The 24,524-nt window shown below is 55.7% G+C and carries 26 protein-coding genes, 1 pseudogene and 1 riboswitch; of the genes and pseudogenes, 4 read left to right on the top strand and 23 right to left on the bottom strand.

The window, feature by feature from the left end; all coding sequences use genetic code 11:
• On the top strand, positions 1–373 hold a 373-nt coding region (locus tag KXG62_RS23425; protein WP_218094444.1), incomplete at its 5' end, for a DODA-type extradiol aromatic ring-opening family dioxygenase.
• Between the two features lie 73 nt (positions 374–446).
• On the opposite strand, the gene KXG62_RS23420 is transcribed toward KXG62_RS23425, so the two are convergent.
• The 4 genes from KXG62_RS23420 to KXG62_RS23405 all read right to left on the bottom strand — a co-directional run bounded on the left by KXG62_RS23420 (position 447) and on the right by KXG62_RS23405 (position 3,785).
• Entirely contained in the window at positions 447–824 is a 378-nt protein-coding gene (locus KXG62_RS23420) for a hypothetical protein (protein ID WP_218094443.1), read from the bottom strand.
• Between the two features lie 123 nt (positions 825–947).
• Complete coding sequence (locus KXG62_RS23415; RefSeq protein ID WP_218094442.1) at positions 948–1,529, bottom strand: TetR/AcrR family transcriptional regulator; 582 nt, start codon at positions 1,527–1,529, stop codon at positions 948–950.
• Complete coding sequence (locus tag KXG62_RS23410) at positions 1,507–2,250, bottom strand: MBL fold metallo-hydrolase (RefSeq protein WP_218094441.1); 744 nt, start codon at positions 2,248–2,250, stop codon at positions 1,507–1,509. Before KXG62_RS23410 ends, KXG62_RS23415 begins: the two co-directional genes overlap by 23 nt.
• 86 nt (positions 2,251–2,336) lie before the next feature.
• Entirely contained in the window at positions 2,337–3,785 is a 1,449-nt protein-coding gene (locus tag KXG62_RS23405) for an NAD(P)/FAD-dependent oxidoreductase (protein WP_218094440.1), read from the bottom strand.
• Positions 3,786–3,862: 77 nt separating this feature from the next.
• Positions 3,863–3,963: riboswitch (purine riboswitch) on the bottom strand.
• A gap of 503 nt (positions 3,964–4,466) precedes the next feature.
• Between KXG62_RS23405 and KXG62_RS23400 the strand changes: the two genes are divergently transcribed.
• Positions 4,467–4,937, top strand: a complete 471-nt coding sequence (locus KXG62_RS23400) for a hypothetical protein (protein WP_218094439.1) — start codon at positions 4,467–4,469, stop codon at positions 4,935–4,937.
• 180 nt (positions 4,938–5,117) lie between these two features.
• Here the strand turns inward: KXG62_RS23400 and KXG62_RS23395 are convergent, their stop codons facing one another.
• From KXG62_RS23395 to KXG62_RS23355, 9 genes are all read right to left on the bottom strand, one after another.
• Complete coding sequence (locus tag KXG62_RS23395) at positions 5,118–6,473, bottom strand: dicarboxylate/amino acid:cation symporter (RefSeq protein ID WP_218094438.1); 1,356 nt, start codon at positions 6,471–6,473, stop codon at positions 5,118–5,120.
• A 177-nt stretch (positions 6,474–6,650) separates the two neighbouring features.
• Entirely contained in the window at positions 6,651–7,112 is a 462-nt protein-coding gene (locus KXG62_RS23390) for a c-type cytochrome (RefSeq protein ID WP_218094437.1), read from the bottom strand.
• A 180-nt stretch (positions 7,113–7,292) separates the two neighbouring features.
• A complete protein-coding gene (locus KXG62_RS23385; protein ID WP_218094436.1) occupies positions 7,293–8,144 on the bottom strand; it encodes a M56 family metallopeptidase in 852 nt (283 codons plus the stop codon).
• 4 nt (positions 8,145–8,148) lie between these two features.
• Positions 8,149–8,562 (bottom strand): BlaI/MecI/CopY family transcriptional regulator, encoded by a 414-nt coding sequence (locus tag KXG62_RS23380; RefSeq protein ID WP_218094435.1) that lies wholly within the window; start codon positions 8,560–8,562, stop codon positions 8,149–8,151.
• Positions 8,563–8,775: 213 nt separating this feature from the next.
• Positions 8,776–9,309: a YceI family protein gene (locus tag KXG62_RS23375; RefSeq protein WP_218094434.1), complete on the bottom strand. Its 534-nt coding sequence runs from the start codon at positions 9,307–9,309 to the stop codon at positions 8,776–8,778.
• Positions 9,310–9,524: 215 nt separating this feature from the next.
• On the bottom strand, positions 9,525–10,949 hold the full coding sequence (locus tag KXG62_RS23370) for an HD-GYP domain-containing protein (RefSeq protein WP_246627606.1): 1,425 nt from the start codon (positions 10,947–10,949) through the stop codon (positions 9,525–9,527).
• Between the two features lie 183 nt (positions 10,950–11,132).
• On the bottom strand, positions 11,133–11,432 hold the full coding sequence (locus KXG62_RS23365) for a hypothetical protein (RefSeq protein WP_218094432.1): 300 nt from the start codon (positions 11,430–11,432) through the stop codon (positions 11,133–11,135).
• Between the two features lie 21 nt (positions 11,433–11,453).
• Positions 11,454–12,650 (bottom strand): ParM/StbA family protein, encoded by a 1,197-nt coding sequence (locus KXG62_RS23360; RefSeq protein ID WP_218094431.1) that lies wholly within the window; start codon positions 12,648–12,650, stop codon positions 11,454–11,456.
• A 93-nt stretch (positions 12,651–12,743) separates the two neighbouring features.
• Complete coding sequence (locus KXG62_RS23355) at positions 12,744–13,211, bottom strand: hypothetical protein (protein WP_218094430.1); 468 nt, start codon at positions 13,209–13,211, stop codon at positions 12,744–12,746.
• 394 nt (positions 13,212–13,605) lie between these two features.
• Here KXG62_RS23355 and KXG62_RS23350 point away from each other — a divergent pair, with 394 nt between their 5' ends.
• Complete coding sequence (locus tag KXG62_RS23350; protein ID WP_218094429.1) at positions 13,606–14,904, top strand: ammonium transporter; 1,299 nt, start codon at positions 13,606–13,608, stop codon at positions 14,902–14,904.
• 171 nt (positions 14,905–15,075) lie between these two features.
• Here the strand turns inward: KXG62_RS23350 and KXG62_RS23345 are convergent, their stop codons facing one another.
• The 10 genes and pseudogenes from KXG62_RS23345 to KXG62_RS23300 form a co-directional block, all read right to left on the bottom strand.
• A complete protein-coding gene (locus KXG62_RS23345; RefSeq protein WP_218094428.1) occupies positions 15,076–15,405 on the bottom strand; it encodes a hypothetical protein in 330 nt (109 codons plus the stop codon).
• 13 nt (positions 15,406–15,418) lie between these two features.
• Positions 15,419–16,120: a pirin family protein gene (locus KXG62_RS23340; RefSeq protein WP_218094427.1), complete on the bottom strand. Its 702-nt coding sequence runs from the start codon at positions 16,118–16,120 to the stop codon at positions 15,419–15,421.
• A 25-nt stretch (positions 16,121–16,145) separates the two neighbouring features.
• On the bottom strand, positions 16,146–17,480 hold the full coding sequence (locus KXG62_RS23335) for a M23 family metallopeptidase (protein WP_218094426.1): 1,335 nt from the start codon (positions 17,478–17,480) through the stop codon (positions 16,146–16,148).
• Between the two features lie 133 nt (positions 17,481–17,613).
• Entirely contained in the window at positions 17,614–18,354 is a 741-nt protein-coding gene (locus KXG62_RS23330) for an ABC transporter ATP-binding protein (RefSeq protein ID WP_218094425.1), read from the bottom strand.
• 2 nt (positions 18,355–18,356) lie between these two features.
• A complete protein-coding gene (locus KXG62_RS23325; protein ID WP_218094424.1) occupies positions 18,357–19,187 on the bottom strand; it encodes an ABC transporter permease in 831 nt (276 codons plus the stop codon).
• 51 nt (positions 19,188–19,238) lie between these two features.
• On the bottom strand, positions 19,239–20,291 hold the full coding sequence (locus KXG62_RS23320) for an ABC transporter substrate-binding protein (RefSeq protein WP_218094423.1): 1,053 nt from the start codon (positions 20,289–20,291) through the stop codon (positions 19,239–19,241).
• 200 nt (positions 20,292–20,491) lie between these two features.
• The gene (locus tag KXG62_RS23315) at positions 20,492–21,571 is read right to left on the bottom strand and encodes a permease (protein WP_218094422.1); all 1,080 of its coding nucleotides are present in this window, start codon (positions 21,569–21,571) and stop codon (positions 20,492–20,494) included.
• Positions 21,572–21,669: 98 nt separating this feature from the next.
• On the bottom strand, positions 21,670–23,073 hold the full coding sequence (locus tag KXG62_RS23310) for an MATE family efflux transporter (RefSeq protein ID WP_218094421.1): 1,404 nt from the start codon (positions 23,071–23,073) through the stop codon (positions 21,670–21,672).
• A 361-nt stretch (positions 23,074–23,434) separates the two neighbouring features.
• On the bottom strand, positions 23,435–23,950 hold the full coding sequence (gene def, locus KXG62_RS23305) for a peptide deformylase (protein ID WP_218094420.1): 516 nt from the start codon (positions 23,948–23,950) through the stop codon (positions 23,435–23,437).
• Positions 23,951–23,954: 4 nt separating this feature from the next.
• A pseudogene (locus KXG62_RS23300) lies at positions 23,955–24,065 on the bottom strand (helix-turn-helix domain-containing protein); the annotation flags it as partial.
• 66 nt (positions 24,066–24,131) lie between these two features.
• Here KXG62_RS23300 and KXG62_RS23295 point away from each other — a divergent pair.
• Entirely contained in the window at positions 24,132–24,410 is a 279-nt protein-coding gene (locus tag KXG62_RS23295) for a DUF2277 domain-containing protein (RefSeq protein WP_218094419.1), read from the top strand.
• The last annotated feature ends 114 nt before the right edge of the window (positions 24,411–24,524 follow it).

The following is a 24,524-nucleotide window of genomic DNA, read 5'->3' as shown; positions in this document are numbered from 1 at the left end:
CCTCCCGCCCGAGCAGCAATATGCGATCGGCGAAGCGGTTGCTGCGCTCAAACAGCAGAACGTCCTGGTCATCGGCAGCGGCTCGACCATTCACAATTTCCGTTACATGAATTTTCATGCGGAGAATCAGGCGGACGCGTGGGCCAAAGCGTTCGATGACTGGCTTATCTCGGGCATTCAGGCTTGGGATACGGAAGCATTATTTGATTACAAGCGGCAGGCTCCTTACGGAGTGCAGGCGACGCCTGACTACGAGCATTTTTTGCCTGTCTTTATCGCGATGGGCAGCGGAGCGGAGTCTAAAAAAGCGGAGCTCCTTCATCAAAGCTATCAATACGGCTCCCTTAGCCACGTGATTCTCGAGTTTCACTAAGGGGTTCCGGCATGGCGGATCAGGCAGTAAGGTCGGGGTACCCTGCCACTCTTGCGGCTTCGATCCGCAGGCGCTACTCGATCCACAAAGCGGCGTATACGAGCAGGACGACAAGCAGCGCAGCGAGGGACACCCCGGCCATCGCGGAAAAGACCGCGCCGCGGAGCGTCAGAAGCCCGTGCTGCGGAGCGGAAAACGGGCGGAACGGCTGCAGCAAGGGTTCGCTTGCTCCGGCCGTCGTCCCGCCGCCGGCTTCAATGGCGGTTTCGCCGCTGGCTGTACGGTCCGTTTGTTCACGGACTTCGTCGCTGATTGCGCCGGCGGCATCACCCAAGCTGTTTCGCAATATCGCTTCGGCCTCCTGCTCCTCGCAATGCTGCAGGCGTTCCCACAATTCCTCGTGCAATGAACGCAGCGCCGCTTGATTCTTGCTGTCTTTCAACATGGCCATACGGATGTCCCTCCTTACGATCAATCGAATGGATTCATTCCATTATATCCAAATATAGTCTATATTGGAATGAACCCGCGGCCGACACCGCGAGCCCCAGTAACAAGAAAAATAGCCGCCGGATTATGGCTTCCCGGCGGCTTCTTTGGATTTGAGTCCACTTAAATAGGTCGTCAGCATGTGGCGGAGCGTACGATCCCGATCAAGCTGCAGCCGGAACCCGTTTCGCCCTTCCAAGGAAGCGAAGCCGTGCACCATGCTGCGTATGCCCCTTACCGCATGCAGCGCTTCCTCCGGCTCCAGCCGGTACACTTCAAGCACCCGCAATACCGTGTCTACGACCGACGCCGACACCTGCTGGATGTCCGGGTCGGACATATCAGGCGCGCCCATCGTGGCCTCGTACAAGCCCGGATGCTGCCGCACAAAGGCGACGTAGGCGGTTCCTACGGAGAGCACGGCGTCATCCCCCGACTTCCCCAGCGCACCCTGCGTTAACGCTTCGTTGAGCCGTTCGATCCCGTACAGCGCCAGCTCCCTGCGCAAGCCCGGCAGTCCCTGGACATGGTTATATAACGACGGCGTCTTGACGCTCAGCCTTCCCGCGAGCGACGCGAGCGTGACCTGCTCAAGTCCGACTTCATCGGCCAAATCGGCCGCCGCCTTCACTACGCTCTCCCGATCAAGACCTTGCCGAGCGGCCATGGGCTTCCCTCGCTTTCGTCAATGCTTGGTCGGCTGCCCGAATCGCTTCGGCGATCGCCTCGGCCGGCCCCTCGATCATCGGCCCGTGCCCGACCGCGAGCAGCGACGGCTCGACACGCTGCAGCTTGCGCGCGGATTCAACCGCCTGCGCGGCGCTCCAGGTCGCGAAGGCAGGAAACGGAAAGCGCCACTGCAGCTTCCCCGATACGGCGACGCCCCCGCGCGTTTGCATCGCATCGCCGGCCACCAGCGCGCCGCTGCGCTCATCGAAGAACGCCATCGAGCCAGGCGTATGTCCCGGTACGGCAATGGCCGTGAGCGAGCCCACGCGATCGCCGTCCTCCAGCAGCACATCGGGCTTCGTGCGGACGGATTTCGGCACGCCACCCTTGACCCTCGTATCCGGCTCTCCCGGCTCAAGGCGGACATCGCCGCTCAGCAGTTTCGCGTCCCGCCGCGAGATGTACACCCGAGCGCTCGGCAGCGCCGCTTTCAAACCGTCCAGCGCCCCCACATGATCGTCATGGGCATGGGTCAGCACGATGCGCGTCAGCGGCTTGCCGATCTGCGCGGCAGCCTGCAAGATCCCTTTGACGCTGAAAGGAAGCGCCGCGTCGATCAGCGTCAGCTCCTCGTCCTCCTCCACCAAATAGCAGTTGACCGGGAATAGCCTTGGCATAAAAGCAAGCTGGTAGATCGTGCCTCGTTTCGTCATGCGCATGAAAAATCGCCTCCGTTAAACTAATGATATTAGTATAATAACTAATGTCATTAGTTTTATCAAGAGGCTAAAAGGAAAAAATTCGATTATACTTCTCTGCCGAGCCGTTTGCTCGCGATGTCTCTGGCGATCCAGACGCCCGCCGCGCCCGCTTGTGCGAGCCCGCGCGTGACGCCTGCACCGTCGCCTCCGCAGTACAATCCGGCGATTTCCGTCTCCAGCCGCTCGGTCAGCTTCGGCCGGGCGGAGTAAAACTTCGCCTCCACACCGTAAAACAGCGTGTGTTCCGAAGCAATACCCGGTGTGACTTGATCGAGCGCTTCCACCATTTCGATCAAGCTTTTCATCGTATTATAAGGTAACACCAGCCCCAGATCGCCCGGTACCGCTTCCCGCAATGTGGGCTCCAGAAAGCCCTCTTTGATGCGCGCTTCGGTCGAGCGGCGGCCGCGAATAATATCGCCGTACTTTTGCACGATAACGCCGCCGCTGGACAGATCGTTGGCGCGCTCGCAAATTTCCCGCGCATATTCGTTCGGCTTGTCGAACGGCTCCGTGAACCGGTGCGATACGAGCAGCGCAAAGTTCGTGTTGCTCGAGCCGAGCGCCGGGTCTTTGTAAGCATGCCCGTTCGCCGCCATGACCCCGCTGTGATTCTCAACGACGACATGACCGGACGGATTGCTGCAAAATGTCCGCACCCGCGTGCCGACTGACGTATTGAAAATAAACTTGCCTTCGTACAGATGCTCATTGATTTCGCGCATAACGACATCGGATGTTTCCACCCGCACGCCGACATCGACCTGATTGTTGTACATCTTCAGACGCCGCTTGCGCAGCACGTCTGTCAGCCAGGCCGATCCGTCGCGTCCCGGAGCGACCACCACATGCTCCGCTTCGATCTCCTCGCCGCTGCGCAGCACAATGCCCTTGACCTGGTGGCCCTCCTTCGTCTTCACGGTAAGCAGATCGGCTACCTCGGTCTTGAACTGCATGTCGACCCGCTGCTTCAAGTAGGCGTTGATCGACTTCAAGATTTCCAGGTTTTGCTCCGTCCCGAGATGGCGCACCTGCGCGCGCAGCAGCTTCAGCCCCGCGGCATACGCCCGCTGCTCGATCGACTGTACTGTCGGTGTCGTCGGATCGGTGATCGAATCCGTTGCACCATGCTCCAAATTAATGGCGTCGACGTAGCGAATCAGCTCCATGACCCGGGACGGGGCCAAATATTCCGTCAGCCAGCCGCCGAACTCGGTCGTAATATTGAATTTGCCGTCGCTGTATGCCCCTGCTCCCCCGAATCCCGCCGTGATCGAACAGGCCGGCAGACAGCCGGCGAATTCCTTCTTCCCGGCCGGCGGCGGACACAGCTTGATCTTTTCTTCCAGGATCGGACATCGGCGATGGTCGATATCATGTCCTTTATCGACCAGCAGCACCTGCAGCTGCGGCGCCTTCAGCGTCATTTCATATGCGGCGAAGATGCCCGCCGGACCTGCCCCTACAATAATTACATCATAGCGTTGTTTCATTCGTGTCATGGCCTCCCGTTCGATTCAATGCATGTGCGATGCGCGAAAGCAAAAAAAATCCCGGCTGTCCGAGGGTGCGGAAAGTCCGCACCCTTCGTAGCCAGGAATTTATCGGTTCCTTGTAGAAACCCTCGACCCGTATCGTCAAGGTTATACGAATGGTAGCTTGCAATCGATTTTATTGTAAACATCAAGCCCTTCGCTTAACCGTGAAGGGGGTTTGGCAACCAAAGAAATCATAAACGTTTTCGAAGATGATGTCAACGAATTTATAATAAATGTTCGTGAATAAATATGTTTATTGGCATAATAGCGATTCCATTATAAACGTATATGATCAAAACACGAACATTAACCACCGACGCCCCGTCCGGATCGCTGCCGGATAACACACCATATTCCCGACTCCCCGTGCAATCATCCACTGTCCATTGCAACTATCCACTGTCCGCTTCCCCTATGCCGTTCGGCAGCAGCTTGTTCCTGTCCGCCGCCTATTGTTTGCCCCGACGATGCATACCTACGTATCCCTTGCCTTACGCCTAGGCCGAGGCATCGAGTCGGCGTTCCGCCAAACGCTTGTTTTACTCCTAGTTCCCGATCGTGTAGGATGGGTACATAGGCTTTCATTGGGGAAACCTGTGAATAGACGAATGACGAACTGCGGAGGAATGGCAATTCATGCTTACTTTTGAACAAAAGCTTGCTGTCATCAGCAAGTTTCCCGAGCTTGAGCGGAAGGACGTATCGCTTGGGCGGGTCAATTTTCATTACGAACAAAGCGCGTACGACAAAAAATCGGTCGTCTACCACCTGCACCCGAACGGCAACGGCTTCGTCTTCGCCGGCAAGCTGCACGGATACGAGACCGACGACAAAGGCTTTGTCAATATTCGCGACTTCTCGGCCGACGCGCTGCGTACGCTCATCGAAGCTTCGATCCGCTCTTTGGCGCCGAAATCGACGGAAGAGCTGGCCATTGTCGGCGACGCTGAGGAAGAACGGTGGACCGGGCCCGACAATCAGACCCTGCTGCTGGTGAACGAAGACGAGCTGTGGTACGTGTATGCCGGTCTCAGCCTCGAGATGGCGTTCGATACGTACGAAGAAGCGGAAGCGTACTTGAAAGAGGAAGGCTTCGCCCGGCTGTAGCCGAACCGCGGCACAGCGCCCAGGTGCGCCTTGGCATTCCTGCCTGGCAGCGCCTCTGCGCAGCCGGGCCTGCAGCCGTCAGAGGCACGTGGCATTCGCCAAACTCGATACCATAAGCAAAGAAAGAGACAGCCGGCTTCGGCTGTCTCTTTCTTTGCTATGCAGATGATGTCGCTTGGCTTACGCCATGTTAAGCTCCATTTGGTCTTCTTCGTCGCGATTGAACGCATCGCGGTCGAATTCTCCCTCCGAGTTGGCTACGATCAGCGAGCAGACGGTGGTACCGGTCGCGTTGACCGCCGTACGGCCCATATCGACGATCGCATCGATGGCAAGCACGAGCCCCAGCCCTTCGAGCGGCAGACCGAGCGCCGTCAGCACAACCGTCGTCGAGATCGATGCCGGCCCCGGCACACCGGCCACGCCGATGGAGGAAATCATGCTGACGAGAATGATCAGAATATATTCGGAAATGCCGAGCGGCACATTGTACACGCGAGCGACGAAGATCGCGACGATCGCCGGCCACACGCCGCCGCAGCCGTTCATGTTCATCGTCGAACCGAGCGGCGCCACGAAGCTGGCAATTCTCGGGGATACGCGCAGCCGCTTCGTAATGACTTCCAGATTGACCGGCAGCGTCACGTAGCTGCTTCTCGTCGTAAAGGCGACGGCAATCGTAGGATACGCCTTGCGGAAAAATTTGAACGGGTTCACCTTCGCGATGAACGTTACCATGCCGCCGAACGTAATCACAAAGTGCAATAGGAGCGCCACGTACGTAGCGACAACGACTTTCATGAGCGGCAGCAGCGTCTCCAAGCCGTACTTCGCAGCCATGGCTCCGATCAGCGCATAGACGCCGTAAGGGGTTAGCCGAATGATGTATTTGGCGACCTGGTGCATCACCTGCGCGAACGACTCGATAAATTGCTTCACCGGAGCGATGATTTCCGGCTTCTTCGAGCCGACCTGCACCATCGCAATGCCGACGAAGATCGAGAAGATCAAGACAGGCACGACTTTGGCATTCGCCATATCGCCGACCGGATTGCTTGGAAGCAGGTCGATGATGACTTGCGAGAATGTCGGAATATCCCGCGGCTTGAACGTCTTCGGAACTTCCTGCTGAATACCGGAGCCCGGATCGAACGCAAGGGCGACCAGCAAACCGATCAGCGCCGCGATCCCCGTCGTAATCAAGAACAGGGAAATCGTCTTGACCCCGATCTTGCGCAAATGCCCCAGACTGGAAATCGAAGAAATACTGTTGATCACGAGCACGACCACAAGCGGGATAACCAGCATTTTGACCAGATTGACATAAATCGTACCGATCGTGCTGACGCTCGTCGCGTCAAACTTGAACTTGTTGAAGAAAATGCCGGCCACTAGCCCGAGCCCCAATGCAATCAACACTCTATAGCCGAAATTGACGCGCTTTCTTGCCAGGAAGTAAAGAATGCCGATGACGACAACGGATACGAGAAGACTGACCCAGTTCGTCTGAAAGGCTGTCAATAAATTGTTCTTCAAAGTACTCAACCCCTTCATTGCCTACTTTTCGTATAGGAATTATCCATTGCTAAGATAGTACTTCCATCCCTGTTCCCTGTCAATATGATTTTATGTTCACCTGTTGGAAAAATCCGCATGCATGCAAAATAACCCGGGGACGCCCCCCGGGCTCGCTTGCCGACATCATGCGATTTACTACTTTTTCGCGGCCAGCCATTCGGCTACCGCGTTCACTTCTTCCGGCTTCAGCTTGTCCTTCAATCCGGGCATGCCATTGCCGCCGTTGTTGATTTGATTAGCGATCTGCTCCTTCGTAAGCTTCGAGCCGATCTTCGTCAAATCCTTCTTCGGGCTGCCCTTGCCGTCCAGCGTATCTCCGTGACAGGCAATACAGCTCTGCTTCACGATGACCTCCGCATTGACAGGCGTCGCCTTCGCCGCATCAGGCGCTGGCGTTGCAGATCCAGCCGCGCTTCCCTGTCCGCCGCTACCGGCCGCACTCCCGCCTTGGGCCGCGCCTCCTTGCGCTGCCCCGCCTGCGCTACCAGACGACTGCTGCTGGCCCGCGTCACTCTCTGGCTTCGCCGCACAAGCGGCCATCGTCAACATCGATGCGGCAACCGCCGCGATCAGTACATAGTTCCACTTCATGCCCATTTCCTATACACCCCTCGATCATGATCAACAATGCCGAACCTCTCGCAGCCCGGTTTAACTGAACGACAAACCCGCATCACCACCTCTTCGTCTTCAAGCGGATAGGCATACAACCCTGAAGCCGCGGCTGCCCGGTTCCGGAATTAACACTACAATACGTAGTGTGATGTTTAAAAAAAATCAGCGCAGCGCCCATAAAAATAAAATGGTCAGGCTGAGCATGATATGAACAGAAATCATTGTAAGCGTCAACGGCAGTTTCAGCGGCGCTTTCTCTTCGGGATCGAGAATTTGCCGGATGCGGTAATTCACCGACGTGTCCGCGAACGAGACGTGGGCCAGCGACATCGGCCCAGCCGGCAGTCCTTTCTTCATCAGCTTGAGCAGCGCGCTGCCGATATCCGCCGAAGTCCCCATCCTGTCTATTGCATATTGATCCGCAAGCAGTTCCCGCGCAATTTTGTATTGCTGGTGAAACCACTTCATCAGCGGAATGTACCAGAACATCGTGGCGAATAGCGACAAAAGAAACGTCTTGAGCGGATCGGCGTGGCGGCCGTGAAACCGTTCATGATGAATGACCGCCTCGATTTCTTTCGCATCCAGCAGCTCGAGCAGACCCGTCGTCAGGAAGACGTCTCTTCGCACGAAGCCCATTGTGAACGCAACCGGACGCTCGCAGCGAACCACGATCAGCGCCCTGCCGCCGTCCCCGTATGTATCATTCAGTTGGCCGCTGTACTCCGGATGCCGGGCCGCAAGCAGCTTCCTTCGCGCCCGCCGCTCCAGTATCGCCTGCCTGACGATAAGCGCACAGGCCATCACAAAGGTACAGACAACCAGCGCATCCAGCACGTAACCGACGGAGAAGACGCCCTGAGAGCGCATCCAATTGTTACACATTTGCAGCAGGTTGAATCGGAGCTTCCAGCCGAAAAGCATATGCATGGCATACATGCCCATTTGTGTCAGAATAACTGCCGCAACCATTATGGATGAAGCGAACATCATCTTCGACCGGTTATTCCACATAAGGTTACCTGTCCTTTTTCAGCGACTTGATTTTTTGCTCCAGCTGCTCAAGCAATTCCTGATCAGCTTCTTCCAACGCTTCGATCATATGGTTTACGACGAGCGGCCCGAATTCCTCGATCAGCTCATGCGTCAATTCCTTCGATTGATTCTCCATAAAATGTTCCTTCGACAACAACGGCCGGTATAACGACGTTCGTCCGACGGACCGCTTCGTCAAAACGCCTTTCTCGACCAGCCGGTTCATCACCGTCATGACCGTGTTGAAATTAATCGCCTGATCGCGCTCCAGCCGCGCCTGCACATCCTTGATGGCGATTTCGGAGCTGGTCCACAGCACGTTCATAATCCTCGCTTCCAGCGGACCGAAAAAGCGGTTCAAGCCTCTTTCATATACGTTAAACCTGCGAATTTTCATCCTGCACACCTCTCACACTACCCATTGTAGTGGCAATATTTGACTGCGTCAAGATCCACTTTCACTTGTCATCAGCCATCGTATCTGTGATCGGCGCCGTGTGTTCGCCCTCCGTCCCTGCTGTCCGGCCGCTGTGAAACCGTCAAGCAGGCCGCTGTGCGATCGCCAGGACGGAATAAAAACCGGCACCTCACGGTGCCGGCTCATACCGCATTAAGCTTGCTTCGCCGCTTCAATCTCAACCGATACCTTCACTTCGTCTCCGATCAGCACGCCGCCCGTTTCCAGCGCCGCGTTGTAGGTCAGCCCGTAGTCGCTCCGTTTAATGACCCCTTGCGCGCTAAAGCCAGCCTTCTCGTTGCCCCACGGGTCCGTCCCCGATCCCTCGTACGTCACCGCGAACGTTTCCGTCCGGGTCACGCCATGCAGCGTAAATTCGCCGGATACGTCATACGTCCCGTCCCCGGTATTGACGATGCTCGCTGACCGGAAGGTCATCTTCGGATACTTCTCCGCGTCGAAGAAATCGCCGCTGCGCAGATGCGCGTCACGATCCTGATTGCGCGTGTCGATACTCGCGATATCGACGCTGAAATCGATGCTCGCCGTCGTCAAGTCGGCGGGGTCGGCTTCGATCTGCGCTTCGAACGCATGGAATGTGCCTTTCACTTTCGCAATCATCATATGCCGAATCGTAAAATCGATGCTGCTGTGTGTCGGATCTACCGCCCATTTCGTGTAGGACATGGCCACAACCTCCATTTTACTTACTTTTATTATATTACTAACATATTTTCATCTTTATACCTATCGTAAGTTTGCTTCCCCGTTTTGTCAATCCTTATTTTGGAAGCCCCGCTCGACTCCCTGTAAAAAAGAAAAACTCCTGATTGGAGTTCCTTCATAACTATAGCCAACAGCGCCCTATGTATCGAAAAGGCATCGTTTCCCGCGAGACAAACTCACCCGCCCGCCTTCGCTACAGGGGCCAAAACGAACTGCGTCGTCTGTTCGCTTGTCAAATGCGACGGATACGGATAAAGCGACGGGTTCCGGCCGCACAGCTGCACCCACGCCTCTACAACCACGGGGTCAAAGTGACTCCCCTTGTTGTCGATCAGAAACGCGATCGCTTCGGCATGCGTCATCGCCCTGCGATAGGAGCGGTTGGACGTGAGCGCATCATATACGTCGGCGACGGCGACGATGCGGGCCATGAGCGGGATCTGTGCGCCGCGCAGCCGGTCCGGGTATCCGCCGCCGTCCCATCGTTCATGGTGCCAGCGGATGATGCCCAGCTCTTCTTTCATGAAGCCAAGGCTGCGGGCCATCTCATACCCTTTCACGGGATGCTGTTCAATGACGGTTCGCTCCTCCGGAGTCAGTCTTCCGGGTTTATTGAGAATGTCGTCAGGAATGTTAATTTTCCCGACATCATGGATAATCGTTCCCTGCGCCACCGCGCGGAGCTGGTCGGGACCGAGCCGCAGCTCTTCCGCTAATTGAAGCGCATACAAAGTAACTCGAAAGTTATGGCCCGCCGTGTATAAATCCTTCTTCTCCGTCGCGACCATCAGCGCTTTGATGCTTGGCGACAGGCAGCTCGTGATCCGCTCTACGGGATCGGTCGTATATAGCGCACGGACAGCTCCGACCAGCGAAGCGCTCTCCGCATATTGCCGGATCAGCCCGACGAGCATGCCGATCACGGAAGCGAGCAATAAAAAGTGGTACATCCACCAGCTGATGCGCCACATCTCCCCGAGCGTCATGATCCATTGCGAGACGATCAGCCAGCCTGCGCTGTAGACAATCGACAGCTGCAGAGGAAAGCGGGAGTACAAATACGAACGGTAATAGCGGAATATAACAAAGACGTTGACCAGCGTGACTGCCGCGCAAACAACCAGGCTCAGCTGGCGGGAGCTCAGCGCGACGAAGCTGACAAGGCCGGGATAAAACATAGCCGTAGTTCCCAATACAAGCGCGAGGCCCGCCCACACAGGCAAGAGCAGCTTCTCGTATTTCGATATGGCAGCGACGGCCGGATGGTCGGTAGGCAGAGAGGACAGGCCGAGCCAGAACGTCGCCAGAATAACGCTAAGCGGCGCGGTAACGCCCGGCAAATGCGTGGCATGCAGCAAGAAATTGGGCGTCGACAAGCCATGAACCGCAAACGCGGACGCCAAGGACAGAAAGGATAACGAAAGGAACAATACCTTAATGTTCCTTAGCCGGGTGCCCGCAATGCCGACGGCAACCGCGATGACGGCCGCTAGAATGGCTACCGAGCTGACGACGTAAAAATGCCCCGTCGGCACGTTGAGCAGCACGTCGAGATTTGGGCTGCTTTTGACGTACATGAACAAAAGATACGGTATGATCATTGCAGCAAGGGGCCCTACCAGACCGCGGTATCTCATTTCAAATGACCATTCCTCTCATTGTGACTTTTGACCCACATCTCTTACCTTAATAATAGAACAGAAGAAGGAAAAATGAAACAAAAAAAGCGGGTTTCCCCGCTTCCTTACGCCGCTGCCGGCGTTTTCCCGACCTTTGCCCGGCAGCTACATCCACGTCTTGATATCGTCATCGTCAATCTCGTCATCCGGCGTCCTCGCCGCCTCCCTCACATGGGCCGCCGCGGCTTCTCCATAGGCGAATTCCGCCGGCGAAACGGCCGTCCGGTCCGCCGGAACGTACCGCTGCAAATTGCGCACGCCATGGGCGCGCACCTCGTTCTCGATCAAGTAGCGGATCGAATCCATCAAGTTCGTCTGGCTGTTGATCCACTCCATCACTGCGGGGGATTCCGATTTTTTCGTTTTCAGGCTGATGTTTTCGCCGGGTTGTTTGCGCTTTTTCACGAATGTCACCTGCACCCGCGGTTACCCGGTCTGCTGCGCTTTCGTTTTTAGCGTTTCGTATATTTTGCCGCGCACAAAATGATCGAGCCCCTCGGCGTTCATCGTGACCGCATACTGCGATGGTATGTAGAGCAGCCTGATTTCGCGTTCGTCGCATAATTCTTTGAGCATCGGATACAAGATGGACCGCATCAGGATGCTGCCCCCGCCGTATACACAGATCACATCGATTTCATTGCGCGCCTTGGTCAGCTGCTTGCGAATATTGTGCGCAATATGACGGGCTTGCCCCTCAAGCGGCCGGGCGAGCGTACGCAGCGCCTTGGCGTGGTATTTATGCTGCGGATTTTTGATGACGTCGCTGAAAAACTGGCGGGGGCTGTCGGGCAAATAAATCAGCTTGTTGAACGCGTCCAGCGCCTCCTCGATCGCATGCCCGGCCCCGTGATGGCTGCCGTGCACGAACTGGCGCAAAAACTTGTTGCCCTCCGTGATCGGATATTCCGTCGACCCGTCGCCGATGTCCGTATGCAAGATCCGCTTGTCCTTGAAGTAGCTGCCGTTAAACTGCGCGGGCAGCCCGTAGGCGGCGACAAATTCGGCGAAGATATCCCCTTCCCGCCAGCGGCCCTCCGCGTCCTTTTGCAGCGCGAACGCAACCGGCGTCGCTTCCGGAATCGCCTTTGCGAAGCGAAACGTCATGCGAACCGACACCCGCTGCTTGCCCAAGTGAACCGTGACATGATGGAGCCCTTCCATAAACTTTTGTTCAAATTTCAATGACGACTCGTCAGAATGCTGCGTCACCGGAAGGGCCGTTGCCATGTCGATCTCCACTTCGAGCTGCTCGGGAATCCGCTTGTCATCTTCGTATGATTTCTGCACCCCTGCCGCAGCAATTTGCGCCAGCGTATTGACCACCGGCAAATCGACATCGCATTTCTGGTCGATCCCGACCTGGATGGCGTCCACCAGCTCGCCGCTGTCGAGCGCGAACTTGCCGATGTAATACATACCGGGACGTACGGCAGGAGAATCGATCGTAACGATCAGCTGGTTCTGTAAATGCTTGATGAAGCTCTCCGGAGCTTGCTCGTCGCTCCAAGGCAGCTTGTCCACCATGCAGTTGACGTTAGGCTGGCGGATCAGTTTCCCGTCGATTACGATATCATGCTCGCTGTTTCCGTTATCGTTGCCTACGAATAAATGAAGCGGCATTCGTCATTCCTCCTCATACCAAGTTATGTCCGGTAACACCGAATCGGCAAAAAAATAAAACTACAATCCACGTCATATTTACGGTAGATATCATTACTCATCAATCTCCTCAACCGGCAGCGAGCCTCCGCCGCCGGTCCATTCATCCAGGTAGCCGAACTGCTTGAGCGCCCGAAGCGCATCCAGCAGCGCCTGCTCTTCATCGCCCGATTGACCCGATAGCTCAGCGAGCTCCTCCATCGTTACGCGGGGATGCCGCTTCAAATAAACGAGCAGCCCTTTCGCCGTCCAGGACAAGCGGTCGTCGCCGAAATCTCCGACGATTTCGCGGAATGCCTTGGACGTTAAAACCTTTTTCTCCACGAGCCCTTGCAGCGCGCCGATCGCCTGCCGGCCGGACATCCGGCCGTAAGCCGCAATATCGGCAACCGATACGATCCCGGACTTCTCGCCCGTCACCGTGCTAAGTACGATGCAGACCATTTGCTCGTAAATATCGAGATCGGGAATTTTGAAAAAGTCATGAAGTGAAAACGAACCGGTTTGCGTCAACGTCGTCACAGCCTGCGTGTACCTCCATTCGGAATATATAGATGGAATTCAGCAATCTCGGCACTGCCTTTATTGTAGTGAATACATGTTATCAAACTATGTTCGATCCTTTAAACAATTTAAGATAGTCATGGAGCCCCATTCCGCCCCGAATTAATGTCATGTTAATGTCATGTTTTTCTCGATTAATGCAGTGCGGCACTCGGAAAACGAACATTACAAAAAGAATTTAAACCCAATGTTAAGAAAAATGTGTTAGATATATTGACGTAACCATGGTTTGTGTCATAAAATGTGTACATGAGAAATAACATCAAAGAAAAATGTGAGAGTCAGGGGGAAAGACGTAGGTAATCAGCACTAAGTGTAATTATATCTACTATCAAAAGTGAGGTTGAGCGACATGGAATTAGGATTGAATGCGATTTGGGTAATGCTGGGAGCTATCTTGGTCATTTTCATGCAAAGCGGGTTCGTCTTACTGGAGGCCGGTTCTACCCGTATGAAAAATGCGGGACATATCGCCGGTAAAACCATTTTTACGCTCGGCATTGTTTCTCTTGTGTTCTGGGCTGTCGGCTACGCATTGATTTTCGGTTCACAAGGCAATTCACTGATCGGTTGGGGCGATTACTTCGGATTTGACATGAAGAACGTTCCTGAAGGTAGTCCGGTCGCTCCGACAGTCATGTTCATCTTCCAGCTCGCTTTCGCGGCCATCTCGATGGCGGTCGCGTTCGGCGGCTTCGCCGAAAGAGCGAAGCTGTCCGCGTACTTGATCTTCGCGATCTTCTTCTCGATTATCGTGTATCCGATCATCGCGCACTGGGTATGGGGCGGCGGCTGGCTGGCGGAGCACGGCAAACAAGACTTTGCGGGCTCGACAGTCGTGCATTTGACAGGTGCGATGGCGGCCCTTGCGGCAACGATATTGCTCAAGCCGCGTCTTGGCAAATACAACAAGAACGGTACGCCTAACGAAATTCCGGGACATAACCAAGTCTTCACGACGCTCGGCGTTATGCTGCTGTGGGTAGGCTGGTTCGGTTTCAACGCAAGCAGCACGATTACAGTCGGCGACGGCAGCTTCTTCGGTTTCGTTGCCATCAACACGCAGCTCGGCGCTGCAGCCGGCGCGGTCGCAGCACTGCTGATCGCTTGGGCCGTCAACGGTAAAGCGGATATTTCGGTCATGCTGAACGGCGCGCTCGCCGGTCTGGTCGCCATCACAGCTTCCTGCGCCTTCGTTGATTCCTGGGCGGCTATCGTCATCGGTCTGGTCGCCGGAGTTGTCGTATTCGCCAGCATGCGCTTCTTCGAGAAGCTTCGCATCGACGATCCGATCTATGCGTTATCCGCTCACGGCACGGCAGGCGTGTGGGGGACATTGTCCAACGGTCTGTTCGCCACGCCGGAGCTGGTCGAGAAAGTGGGCGTCGGCAAACCGGGTCTTCTGTACGGCGGAGGATTGGAGCAATTGGGTGTTCAAGCGATGGGTGTCGTCGTCTGCGGCGCATTCGCCTTCGTTGTCTCATATGTCATATTATCTATCATCAAAGCGGTCATTGGCTTACGCGTTACGGAAGAAGAAGAAACGATTGGTTTGGACTTGAGCGAGCACGGAAGCTACGGATATCCCGAGCATCTGAAAGCCGGCTCCTCTGCAAGCGGCAAAGCAGCGCCGGTTCACCCGTCGGCCTAACGCAAAGATCTGAATACAACGCATCGCAGCAAAGAACAACGTCCCGCTCACTCGAAGGAGTGCCGCGGGACGTTGTTCTTTTGAATAGGCGCCAGCGCCAATACACGGCGTCCAGCGCTTGTTCGATTGTACCGACCATCGAGGGTCGGAGCACACATGCTGGCGGAAAAGCTACATGCCTCCGAACAAGTCGGGCACGTATTCGATGCTGGACTGCGCTTCGATGATCAACAGTTCTCGTTCCGGATCGTAGTGGACGGAATCGTCTTTGACATAAAACCATATTTTGGCCGTCGGCCGGTCGTCAAATTCCCGGAACAGGAATACGTTCAGCTCCTGTTTCCATTCCAGCAGCTCTTCCATCGTACGGTCCGGCGGTGCCTTCACCGTAAACTGAAATGATGTACCGTCGCTCTCTACGCGGTACTCCACGGGCTGCTTCCCCGTATCGATGAACGTTCTGCCTCCGACCGCATGCTTGATAAGCAGCGTTTCCTTCATTTCGGCGCCTCCTTTACGGCAAGTCGATCAGCATGAAAAACGAGTCTTCGGACGCCCGAATCGCCAGCTCCGGCGTATCGGCAATGCGCGCCGTATCTCTTGCTGCCAGCGTTTCGGCTTCGTTTAATACGACCTGCCCTTCGATGACGAACAGGAAGATGCGCCTGCCCGCTTCCTGCCGGAACGAGATGGACTTCCCCTGCTCCGTCCTGCTCAAGTAGAGGGTCATGTCCTGATGAATGATCGCCGTACGGCCCTCCCCATTCGGCGTAACGACAGGCAGCAGCGCATTAATCAGCTGCGCCGGATCGTAATCGGCCGTTTCGTACGATGGCGGCAGTCCGCGTTCGCGGGGCATGAACCATAGCTGCAGCAGGCGAAGCGCTTCCGTATCGGAAGCGTTGTACTCGGCATGAATGACGCCGGTACCCGCCGACATCCGCTGCACTTGGCCGTACGACGTGACCTCTGTGTTGCCCAAATTATCCTCGTGCTTAATCTGTCCGCCGAGCACGACGGACACGATCTCCATGTCGCTGTGCGGATGCGGGCCGAAGCCGCGCCCGGGAGCCACTTCATCATCGTTGCACACCCGCATGACGCCAAAGCTTGTGTTCTCGGGATCGAACGGCTCCCCGAACGAGAAGCTACGTGCCCCCTTCAACCATCCGAGATCGATCGATACACGCGAGCTTGCCGGATAAACCTGAATCATCTCGAATCTCCTCCCGTCTGCTGTGTTATGCCTCTTTGCGCAGCCAATGAAACGGCGTCGTATTGAAGAACAAGTTCGGGTTCACGGGCGTGTTATGCGCCCAGAAGGTGAAATGCAGATGCGGTCCCGTCGAGAATCCGGTCGTACCGACAAGCCCGATAATGTCCCCCTTCTTCACCTGATCCCCCGTCTTGACATGCAGCTCCGACAAATGCGCATATTGCGAAAACAAGCCCATGCCATGATCGATATAGATCGAATTGCCGGTCAAGTACAAGCTGTCTGCCAGCGCGACCACGCCGTCGTTCGTCGCCTTGATCGGCGTCCCCTGCTTGGCCGCAAGATCGATCGCAGTATGGGTGCTGTCCAGCTTGCCGTTCACGTAGCGGGTATAGCCGTACGGCGTCGTCAGAATGCCTTCGATCGGCTGGACAAATGCCTCTGAAAATAAAAACTCGGGAGCCGATTTGCTCCGTGCGGCGTCAATTTTCTTCTGATCCGCCTGTATGCGCTGCGTGTCCTGCTTCATCGCTTCCATTTGCTTGGTTACCTGCAAATATTGCGTCTCGAACTTTTTGGCCTTCACCGTCAACGTCTGATCGCCGATCGGATACGTGCCGGGCTTGACCTGCATCGACACCGGGATATACGTGAAATAACCGGCGCCCGACGGCTCAAGGGGGTAGGTCTTCCCCTGCCACGATACTTCGCCCGGCTCGCTATGCCGCACAAGCACGACATCTCCCGGCGACACCGTATCGGGCAGCAGCGTCCATGGCGAGTCGATCGCCAGCTTCGCGCTGCCTTCAGACGCATAGCGCGCAGCTTCGTCTTTCATCTGCTGCTGCCGCTGCTTCTCCTCCTGAATAGAGGCACGGATACTCGGTGTGACTTCGTTGTACCAGGTATTACCGCCATCGGTCGTCACAAGCACGGAATGCTGCAGCTCGGCGCTATGGGGCAGCAGCACCCAGCCGAGCCGATCGGTCATGAACTGGGATTGCTTCACCGCATATTCCTTGGATTGAAACATAACGCTATCCGGCTTCTTGTCCTGCGGCGCCGCTCCGCTCCAGGCCGCAGGCTCGGCCGGCGCTTCCTCCGATTCGGCTGCCGCTCCTTCCCGCCATGTAACCCCTCCGTCCTCCGTAACCATCGTTCCGCCGTCCGCGTACCGAATCCAGCCGCGGTCAAAGTCGGTCATGCGGAATTCGGCCATTTCCCGGCGAACCGGCGCTTTCTTCTCCGCGACGACGTTCCCGGCCCCCTGCTCTCCGGCTGGCGTCCGCTGCTCGTAAATGAAGATACCTGCGCAAATGCCGAGCACCAGCGCGCCCCCCAGCAAAACCTTCTGCTTCATCGTTCCCGTTCCATCCTTCCTTCCAAGTTGACCTTCTTCGTCGGTCGTTTTTGCTATTACCATCATAACCGATGCGCGGATAAAAGAAAAAGCAGGCGCGCGCGCCTGCTTCCATCATGTCAGAACCGTTCTTCTAATGCTTCGTCAAATCCAGATGCTGCATGATCCGTTCCCGCATCTCGGCAAATTCAGCGCCGTTGCGATTGCGCGGACGCGGAATCGCGGTGCGGATCGTCTCTACGATTTGGCCCGGCCTCGGGCTCATCACATAGATCGTATCCGCCAAATAAATCGCTTCGTCGATATCATGCGTGATGAGCAGCACCGTTTTTCCCGTACCTTCCCATAAGCGGAGCAGCTCGTTTTGCATCGTAATCTTGGTGATCGCATCCAGTGCGCCGAACGGCTCGTCCAGCAGCAGCACTTCGGGATCCATGACAAGCGCGCGGGCAATGGATGCGCGCTGCCTCATTCCTCCGGACAGCTGATGCGGATAGTACGACTGGAAGCCCCCGAGACCGACTTTCTCCAGCATCATGTCCGTCTTCTGTTTACGTTCTCTCTTGGACATTCCGGCGAGCTCCAGGCCAAAGCTGACGTTCTGCTCCACCGTTCTCCAAGGGTACAGGGCATGCTCCTGAAAAATGAGCACGCGGCTAGGATCCGGTTCCTGGATCGGTTTACCGCTCGCGGTAACCTCGCCCTCCGATGGCGTTTCCAAACCGGCGATCATGCGCAGCACGGTGCTTTTTCCGCAGCCAGACGGACCGACGATAGCCGCAAACTCTCCCTGCTCAATCCGAAAATCGGTCTGCTTCAACACTTCCAAGGAACCGAATCGCTTGGAGACGTTGTCGATATGAATCGTCTGCATCGCTATTCATTCCCCCCGGTCTTCACGTAGCGGTAACGGAGCAATCTTCGCTTCAGCCACTCCAGCAGCACAAGATCCAGCACAGCAGCGATCGTGCCAATGACCAGAATGCTCATCAACACGCCTTCCATGTCCGCCACTTCGCCGCGCCAGCGCGAATAATAGCCAAGACCAATCGACGCGCCGCCCACCATCTCTGCGGAAATCAGCGAACGCCATGCGTTGCCGAAGGCAACCTGCGCCCCCGTTACGAAGGCCGGCAGCGATTCCGGCGCGAACACCTTCGTGAGCAGCTGCCCTTTGCTCGCGCCAAGCACGCGCGCCAGCTCGAGATGCGTCTTGTTCACACCCTCCGTCGCATTAAGCACAGACAAGGCCATCGGGAAAAAGCTGGCGATCACGATAACCGTGATAATGGTCGCATTGCCGAACCCGAGCAAAATAGCGAAAAACGGCACCCACGTGATCGGCGGAATGGATTGCAGGATAGAGATCAAACTGCGCAAATAAACCGCGAATGCGCGGGAAACGCCACCGATTAAACCAAGCAGCGCCCCAAAAAGACAAGCAAGCGGGTATCCCCACAACAGCCGGAATAAACTGCTCTTAACGCCGTCCGTAAATTCGGGTGTGGACGTACTGCGCAGCAAGCGTTTGAACACATCAGGCACATCGGGAAGCAAATACGAAGGCAGGAAAAACGCAACGATCTGCCAAATAGCAAGAAGGCTTCCCACCGCAAGCACGTAGGGAAGCACTTTCCGCCAAGAGGAGCCTGATTTCGATTTTAGTTTCGGTTTCGCTTGCGATGCGGAAGCGGACGATTGACTCACCGAAAATTCTCCTAACTTGAATATAATATCTTCATTAAACCTGCCGGTTGCCTATTTCTTTTGCTTTTGCTCCCAGCTCAGATCAAGAATATCTTCCACTTTCACACTCTTTTCCAGTATGCCCTGACTCTTCATGATGTCGGCAATTTCCTGCATACGTTTTACTTGATCCGGAGTAATTTTCCAATCGAACACTTGCGTTTCGATCGCTTGCTTAATCACGTCGACCGATTTGATTTCGCCGCCATGATGCGAAGTCATCGTCTCTTTGTCCGCGAATTTGCTTACAAGCAGCTCGGCGGACTTCTTGGAATCCTTCTGCAGCATTTCGATCGCTTCTTTTTGCGCGTCTAGCAATTGATCGACAGCCGCGCGATTTTCTTTCAAGTTTTTGTCCGTCGTAATCGTGACCATGCAAGGGAAAGGCCACACTTTGCCGATCTCATAAATTTGCTTGGCTCCCATCGTCTTGGTAGCGATACTATCGTATGGCTCGAATACGAACGCCGCGTCGACCGCGCCGGCGGCCAAAGACTGAATCGCTTGTGCAGGCTCAACATATACCATCTGCACGTCCTGCTTGGTCAGGTTCGCATTCTTGAGCGTTACGCCGGTAAGGACGATGTCCGCCGTGCTGCCTTGACCTTGGGAAGCGAGCTTCTTGCCTTTCAGATCTTCCACTTTCTTAATGGAGCTGCCGTCTTTGACGAGAATGCTGTGGAAGCCCATCTGCGCGCCGCCGACCACCTTAAGTCCAGCTCCCTTGGCTGCCCACGACACCGCGTTGGTGAACCCAAGCACGCCTGCATCCACTTGGCCGCCGACCATCGCCTTGATCAGGTCCGTGCCGCTGTTGAATTTTTGCATCGTTACGTTCAAGCCGTGCTTATCGTATAGCTTTGCTTCATAGGCGAGCATCGCCTGTGCATCGTCCATTACATTCAAATAACCGACGACAAAGTTCTTCTTTGTCTGCGCGCCGGAGGTTCCTCCTGCGTTCGATGCCTCTTGTTTGGTCCCGCAGGCCGTCATTGCCAGCAATATAACCACCATGAGCAAACCTACAACCCCGCTCCAGCTTTTTCTACGGGTTGTTCTAGTCATGAAGTATGTGCCCCCCAAATATATAATATAATACCGACTTCAATACTAGGCATTATAAAAACATATGCAGAATATTGTCAAGAAATATTTGCGCTCATTTTCATAGCCGCTGCACAGTACCGGTTTACAAATATAAGCCCTGCTCTGACGCAGGGCTTATGAGAATGATCTTCATTGTTTGAACCACGTGTATGATCGAATTACAAAATCCACGCGCCGATTACTCCGCATAGGATACCCAGCACCACGACGGACGAGGCGACAAACCCGATGACTTTCGGCGGAAACGACTTGGAAATCATCATCAAGGACGGGAGGCTGACCGGCGGCAGCGTGATCAGCAAGGCGGCGGCCGGTCCTGCGCCCAGACCGAATGACATCATCGTCTGGATGATCGGAATTTCGCCGGCCGTCGGGATCACGAACAGCATTCCGGCGATCGCGAAGCCGACGATAGCGATCAGGCTGCCGGCCATCTCCTCGCTCATCGCCGGGAACAGCCACGCACGGGCTGCGCCGAGCACGAGGACGGCGATCACATAGGCGGGAACGATGTGCAGAATCATCGTCCATATGCTTCGCAGCCAGCGGTGCAGCAGCGGCTTCTGCTGTTCCGCGCTTATTTCCTTCCGGTATGCGTCGATTTCCGGCGGGAGCTGCTGCACGGAGCCGGCAAACCGGTTGGCGAAGTAGCTCACGCCAAAGGTAAGAATCAGCCCGAACAAAACCCGCAGCAGTGTAAACTTCCAAGACAGCACGAAGGTCATGAAGATCAGCGTCGCCGGGTTGAGCGTCGGGTTTCCGAGCCAGAACGCGAGGCTGGCGCCGACGGAAACGTTCTTCTTGCGCAGCCCGACCGCAAGCGGTGCTGCGCAGCACGTGCACATCATGCCGGGAAGCGAAGCCAGACCGCCGAGCGCCGTGCTTTTGAACGTCGTCTTGCCGAGCACCCGCAGCAGCCACTGCCCCGGGAGCAGCACCTGCACGAGCGAGCCGAGCAGAATGCCGAGCACCGCGGCTTTCCAGACAGAGTTATAGTACGCCTTGGCATACTCCCATGCCGCATTCCACGATGGGCCGGGCGCTTCCGGATTTTTGCCGGACACGATGGACGCGCCGATGGAGTGCTTTACCGCCGCATCGAACGCTTTGTGATAATAAGGCAGCCATTTCACGTAGGTGAGGCCGGCTATCGCGACGAGGAGAAAGACGATGACGGCTGCGATCGCCTTTTTGTTGCTGCCGTTCGGGTCTTGGACGGCAAAACCGTTGTTCGTCATGGCACCCTCCGAATCGTTATATCGAACATAGCATCATTATATCATGACTAGCACAGCCGGACGGCACGTTCGTTCCCCTTGTTGTATGGTGCCCAAGGTCATGTGCCGGAAACGGCGAGCGCACCTTGCCCCGCCAGATCGACGAGCGCCTTTTTCTCCCATGCCCGGCTTCGCCAGCGGAAGAACATGATGACGCCGCGCAGCCATTCGTCGGCCGCAATCGCCAGCCAAATGCCCGCCAGCCCCAGTTCGAGCCGGAACGCCAGGAAATATCCGAGCGGCAGGCTCATGCCCACCATGGAGAGCAGGCCCATATACACGGTGAAATTCGCGTCGCCGGCTGCCCGCAGCGAGTTGATCAATATCAGGTTGAACGTTCGCCCCGTCTCCAAAATAAGGCTGATCACGATAACCTGCGACGCCAGCCGGATAATCGTCTGGTCCTGCGTGAACAACCCGATCAAAGGCTCGCGGAACGCGATAGCCGCCGCATCGATTAAGACGGTGATGCCCAGCCCCCACTTGAGGCTTGTCCATACGCGGCTATAGGCTTCTTCCCTTCGCCCCGCGCCGATCAGCCGTCCGGTGATGATGGCCGTCCCGATGCCGACGGCCGAGCTGAACAAATAAATATACATCGAGATGTTCATGGCATACTGCCTGGAAGCGAGCGCCTCCACGCCGAGGAACGTCACGAAATACAGGAACACCGATTGACAGCTGTGGTACGTGACCTGCTCGAAGGCAGATGGGATGCCGATCTTTAATATTTTGCGTATATATTCGCGCGACATGCGGAAGTAGTCCGCGATGGCGATACGAACTTCCATCAGCCGGTAAAACAGCCAGAAAAACACGAGCAGCGCGATGCCGCGGCTGACGATCGTCGATACGGCCGCGCCGGCGACGCCCATTTCCGGAAATCCCATATGCCCGAAGATGAGCAAATAATTGCCGATGATATGAACGACGTTCATCCCGAGGGAAACAAGCATCGATTGTCTTGTATAACCGTACGTCCGAATGATGCTGGAGAGCGTATTGATCAGCGCCTGCAAGAACAAGCCGCCGCCGACAATGATCAAATACGACTGGGCATAGCCGAGCACGTCTCCCTGCAAGTTAACCGCCCGCAGCAGCGGTTTGCCGAGGGCAATGAACAGGGCGCTTAGCGTTACGCCGATCAGCAGGTTCAGCGTAATGGCAATCGCAGAGATGCGCGCCGCTTCGATTCGTTTGCGCGCGCCGATATATTGGGCGATGACAATCGAAGCGCCGTTGCCGATCACTTCGAGAACGAGAATCGCAATGAACACATATTGATTCGCCACGCCGACCGCCGACACCGCTTCGTCCGACACCGAGCTGAGCATAAGCGTGTCGGCGGTGCCCATCAGCATAAATAAAAATAATTCCAAAAAAATAGGCCAAGTGAGCGTAAACAAGCCAAAGCCTTCGGCTTCGATACCTGCCGCTCCTTTCTTCGCTGTTGTGGTACTCATGATGTCACCTTTCTATTCTTATCATCGTCCGTTGAATTTTCAATTTCCCTATCGTAGCACAGTTTTCATACATTTTCATTACATTTATCCGAATTCCATAAACTCCCCTGAGAGAGATATGGATGAAGGCGCTTTCCCGCGATAGAGTGCCGTTTTTGTCCAAGAATGCCCTCTTCGAAACGCAATCAGCGGCACGCCGCACACGAAAAGGCCGGCCAATAACATATCGGCCGACCTCAACCTTCGGAACCCGGTTTGTCACCGTATCCCTTACCCGCTTCTCCCCTAGTTGCAGCTTACTTCGAACGCTTCCTCCGAAAGCTTCCATGAAAGCGTCCGTCACATCACGGCACAGCCGCCATTACTCTGGCTTGCTGAGGCGGATGACGTCCAGCAGGCCGATGCGATGGTTCGTTTGCTCATGATACAGCCAAGGCTCCTTCACATGATCGACGAACAGCACCCCGTTCAAGTGATCGATCTCATGCTGCATGCAGCGGGCAAGATAGCCCTCGCCTTCCATGATCCATTCTTCTCCTTGCCGGTTGAACGTCTTGATGCGAACAACATTCGACCGGGTCACCGTTCCGTAATATCCGGGAAACGATAAGCAAGCCTCCGGACCGCTCTGCGTCCCGCTCCTATCGAGGATCTCCGGATTAATCAGCTCGATCAGCCCGTCTCCGCAATCCATGACGATCAGCCGCCGGAGCAGGCCGATTTGCGGCGCGGCCAGCCCTGCCCGCCCGTCCTGGTCATACAACGTCTCCGCCAGGTCATCGAGAATTTTATGCGTTTTCGGCGAAACCGGGTCGGCCGGCTTCGCTTGCTTGCGCAGCACGGCATCGCCAAAAGGCAAAATAGGTCTTACCGTCATGGGTTTACGCACCTCTCATTTCGTCTGGCCGGGTATGAACCCATAAATCATTCGGCGTACATTCCAGCGCCGTACACAGCGCGTCCAGCGTATCTGACTTCATCTGTTTCGGCTGGCGCGGCGGATTTCATCTATAGTAAGATGAATATATATATTAAGAACGCTTCGAAAGGAGACCGTTATGTGCCGAAATATTAAAACATTGTTCAACTTCGAACCGCCCGCTAGCGATCAAGAGGTCGAGGATGCTTCCATTCAATTTGTCCGAAAGCTCTCCGGCTTTACGAAGCCTTCGAAGGCGAATGAGGAAGCATTCAACCGCGCCGTGGAAGAAGTGGCCGCGGCAGCCCGCAAGCTGATGGACTCTCTGGTTACGAACGCCGAGCCGCGCAATCGCGAAACGGAAGCGGAGCGCGCACGGCTGCGGTCGGCCAAACGGTTCGGCAGCACCGCGGAATAGAGCTATCTTCGACGCCTGATCCACGCTGCTTCCGAAGCGATGAATCCCGCCTGCTTACAGCCCCATTGTATCAACAAAGGATCTCCCTTCACCTGTCCGTGAAAGCGAGGTCCT

The sequence above is a fragment of the Paenibacillus solanacearum genome (assembly GCF_910593845.1).
GTDB lineage: Bacteria > Bacillota > Bacilli > Paenibacillales > NBRC-103111 > Paenibacillus_G > Paenibacillus_G solanacearum.
This window is presented reverse-complemented; position numbering and strand designations above follow the sequence as displayed.

What these genes read in the sequence shown, in the direction of transcription:
- KXG62_RS23420 (WP_218094443.1), bottom strand. Translation starts at nt 824, where the DNA reads ATGGCCATGTTGAAAGACAGCAAGAATCAAGCGGCGCTGCGTTCATTG.
- KXG62_RS23415 (WP_218094442.1), bottom strand. Translation starts at nt 1,529, where the DNA reads ATGGCCGCTCGGCAAGGTCTTGATCGGGAGAGCGTAGTGAAGGCGGCG.
- KXG62_RS23410 (WP_218094441.1), bottom strand. Translation starts at nt 2,250, where the DNA reads ATGCGCATGACGAAACGAGGCACGATCTACCAGCTTGCTTTTATGCCA.
- KXG62_RS23405 (WP_218094440.1), bottom strand. Translation starts at nt 3,785, where the DNA reads ATGAAACAACGCTATGATGTAATTATTGTAGGGGCAGGTCCGGCGGGC.
- KXG62_RS23400 (WP_218094439.1), top strand. Translation starts at nt 4,467, where the DNA reads ATGCTTACTTTTGAACAAAAGCTTGCTGTCATCAGCAAGTTTCCCGAG.
- KXG62_RS23390 (WP_218094437.1), bottom strand. Translation starts at nt 7,112, where the DNA reads ATGGGCATGAAGTGGAACTATGTACTGATCGCGGCGGTTGCCGCATCG.
- KXG62_RS23385 (WP_218094436.1), bottom strand. Translation starts at nt 8,144, where the DNA reads ATGTGGAATAACCGGTCGAAGATGATGTTCGCTTCATCCATAATGGTT.
- KXG62_RS23380 (WP_218094435.1), bottom strand. Translation starts at nt 8,562, where the DNA reads ATGAAAATTCGCAGGTTTAACGTATATGAAAGAGGCTTGAACCGCTTT.
- KXG62_RS23375 (WP_218094434.1), bottom strand. Translation starts at nt 9,309, where the DNA reads ATGTCCTACACGAAATGGGCGGTAGATCCGACACACAGCAGCATCGAT.
- KXG62_RS23370 (WP_246627606.1), bottom strand. Translation starts at nt 10,949, where the DNA reads ATGATCATACCGTATCTTTTGTTCATGTACGTCAAAAGCAGCCCAAAT.
- KXG62_RS23360 (WP_218094431.1), bottom strand. Translation starts at nt 12,650, where the DNA reads ATGCCGCTTCATTTATTCGTAGGCAACGATAACGGAAACAGCGAGCAT.
- KXG62_RS23350 (WP_218094429.1), top strand. Translation starts at nt 13,606, where the DNA reads ATGGAATTAGGATTGAATGCGATTTGGGTAATGCTGGGAGCTATCTTG.
- KXG62_RS23345 (WP_218094428.1), bottom strand. Translation starts at nt 15,405, where the DNA reads ATGAAGGAAACGCTGCTTATCAAGCATGCGGTCGGAGGCAGAACGTTC.
- KXG62_RS23340 (WP_218094427.1), bottom strand. Translation starts at nt 16,120, where the DNA reads ATGATTCAGGTTTATCCGGCAAGCTCGCGTGTATCGATCGATCTCGGA.
- KXG62_RS23335 (WP_218094426.1), bottom strand. Translation starts at nt 17,480, where the DNA reads ATGAAGCAGAAGGTTTTGCTGGGGGGCGCGCTGGTGCTCGGCATTTGC.
- KXG62_RS23330 (WP_218094425.1), bottom strand. Translation starts at nt 18,354, where the DNA reads ATGCAGACGATTCATATCGACAACGTCTCCAAGCGATTCGGTTCCTTG.
- KXG62_RS23320 (WP_218094423.1), bottom strand. Translation starts at nt 20,291, where the DNA reads ATGACTAGAACAACCCGTAGAAAAAGCTGGAGCGGGGTTGTAGGTTTG.
- KXG62_RS23315 (WP_218094422.1), bottom strand. Translation starts at nt 21,571, where the DNA reads ATGACGAACAACGGTTTTGCCGTCCAAGACCCGAACGGCAGCAACAAA.
- KXG62_RS23310 (WP_218094421.1), bottom strand. Translation starts at nt 23,073, where the DNA reads ATGAGTACCACAACAGCGAAGAAAGGAGCGGCAGGTATCGAAGCCGAA.
- def (WP_218094420.1), bottom strand. Translation starts at nt 23,950, where the DNA reads ATGACGGTAAGACCTATTTTGCCTTTTGGCGATGCCGTGCTGCGCAAG.
- KXG62_RS23295 (WP_218094419.1), top strand. Translation starts at nt 24,132, where the DNA reads ATGTGCCGAAATATTAAAACATTGTTCAACTTCGAACCGCCCGCTAGC.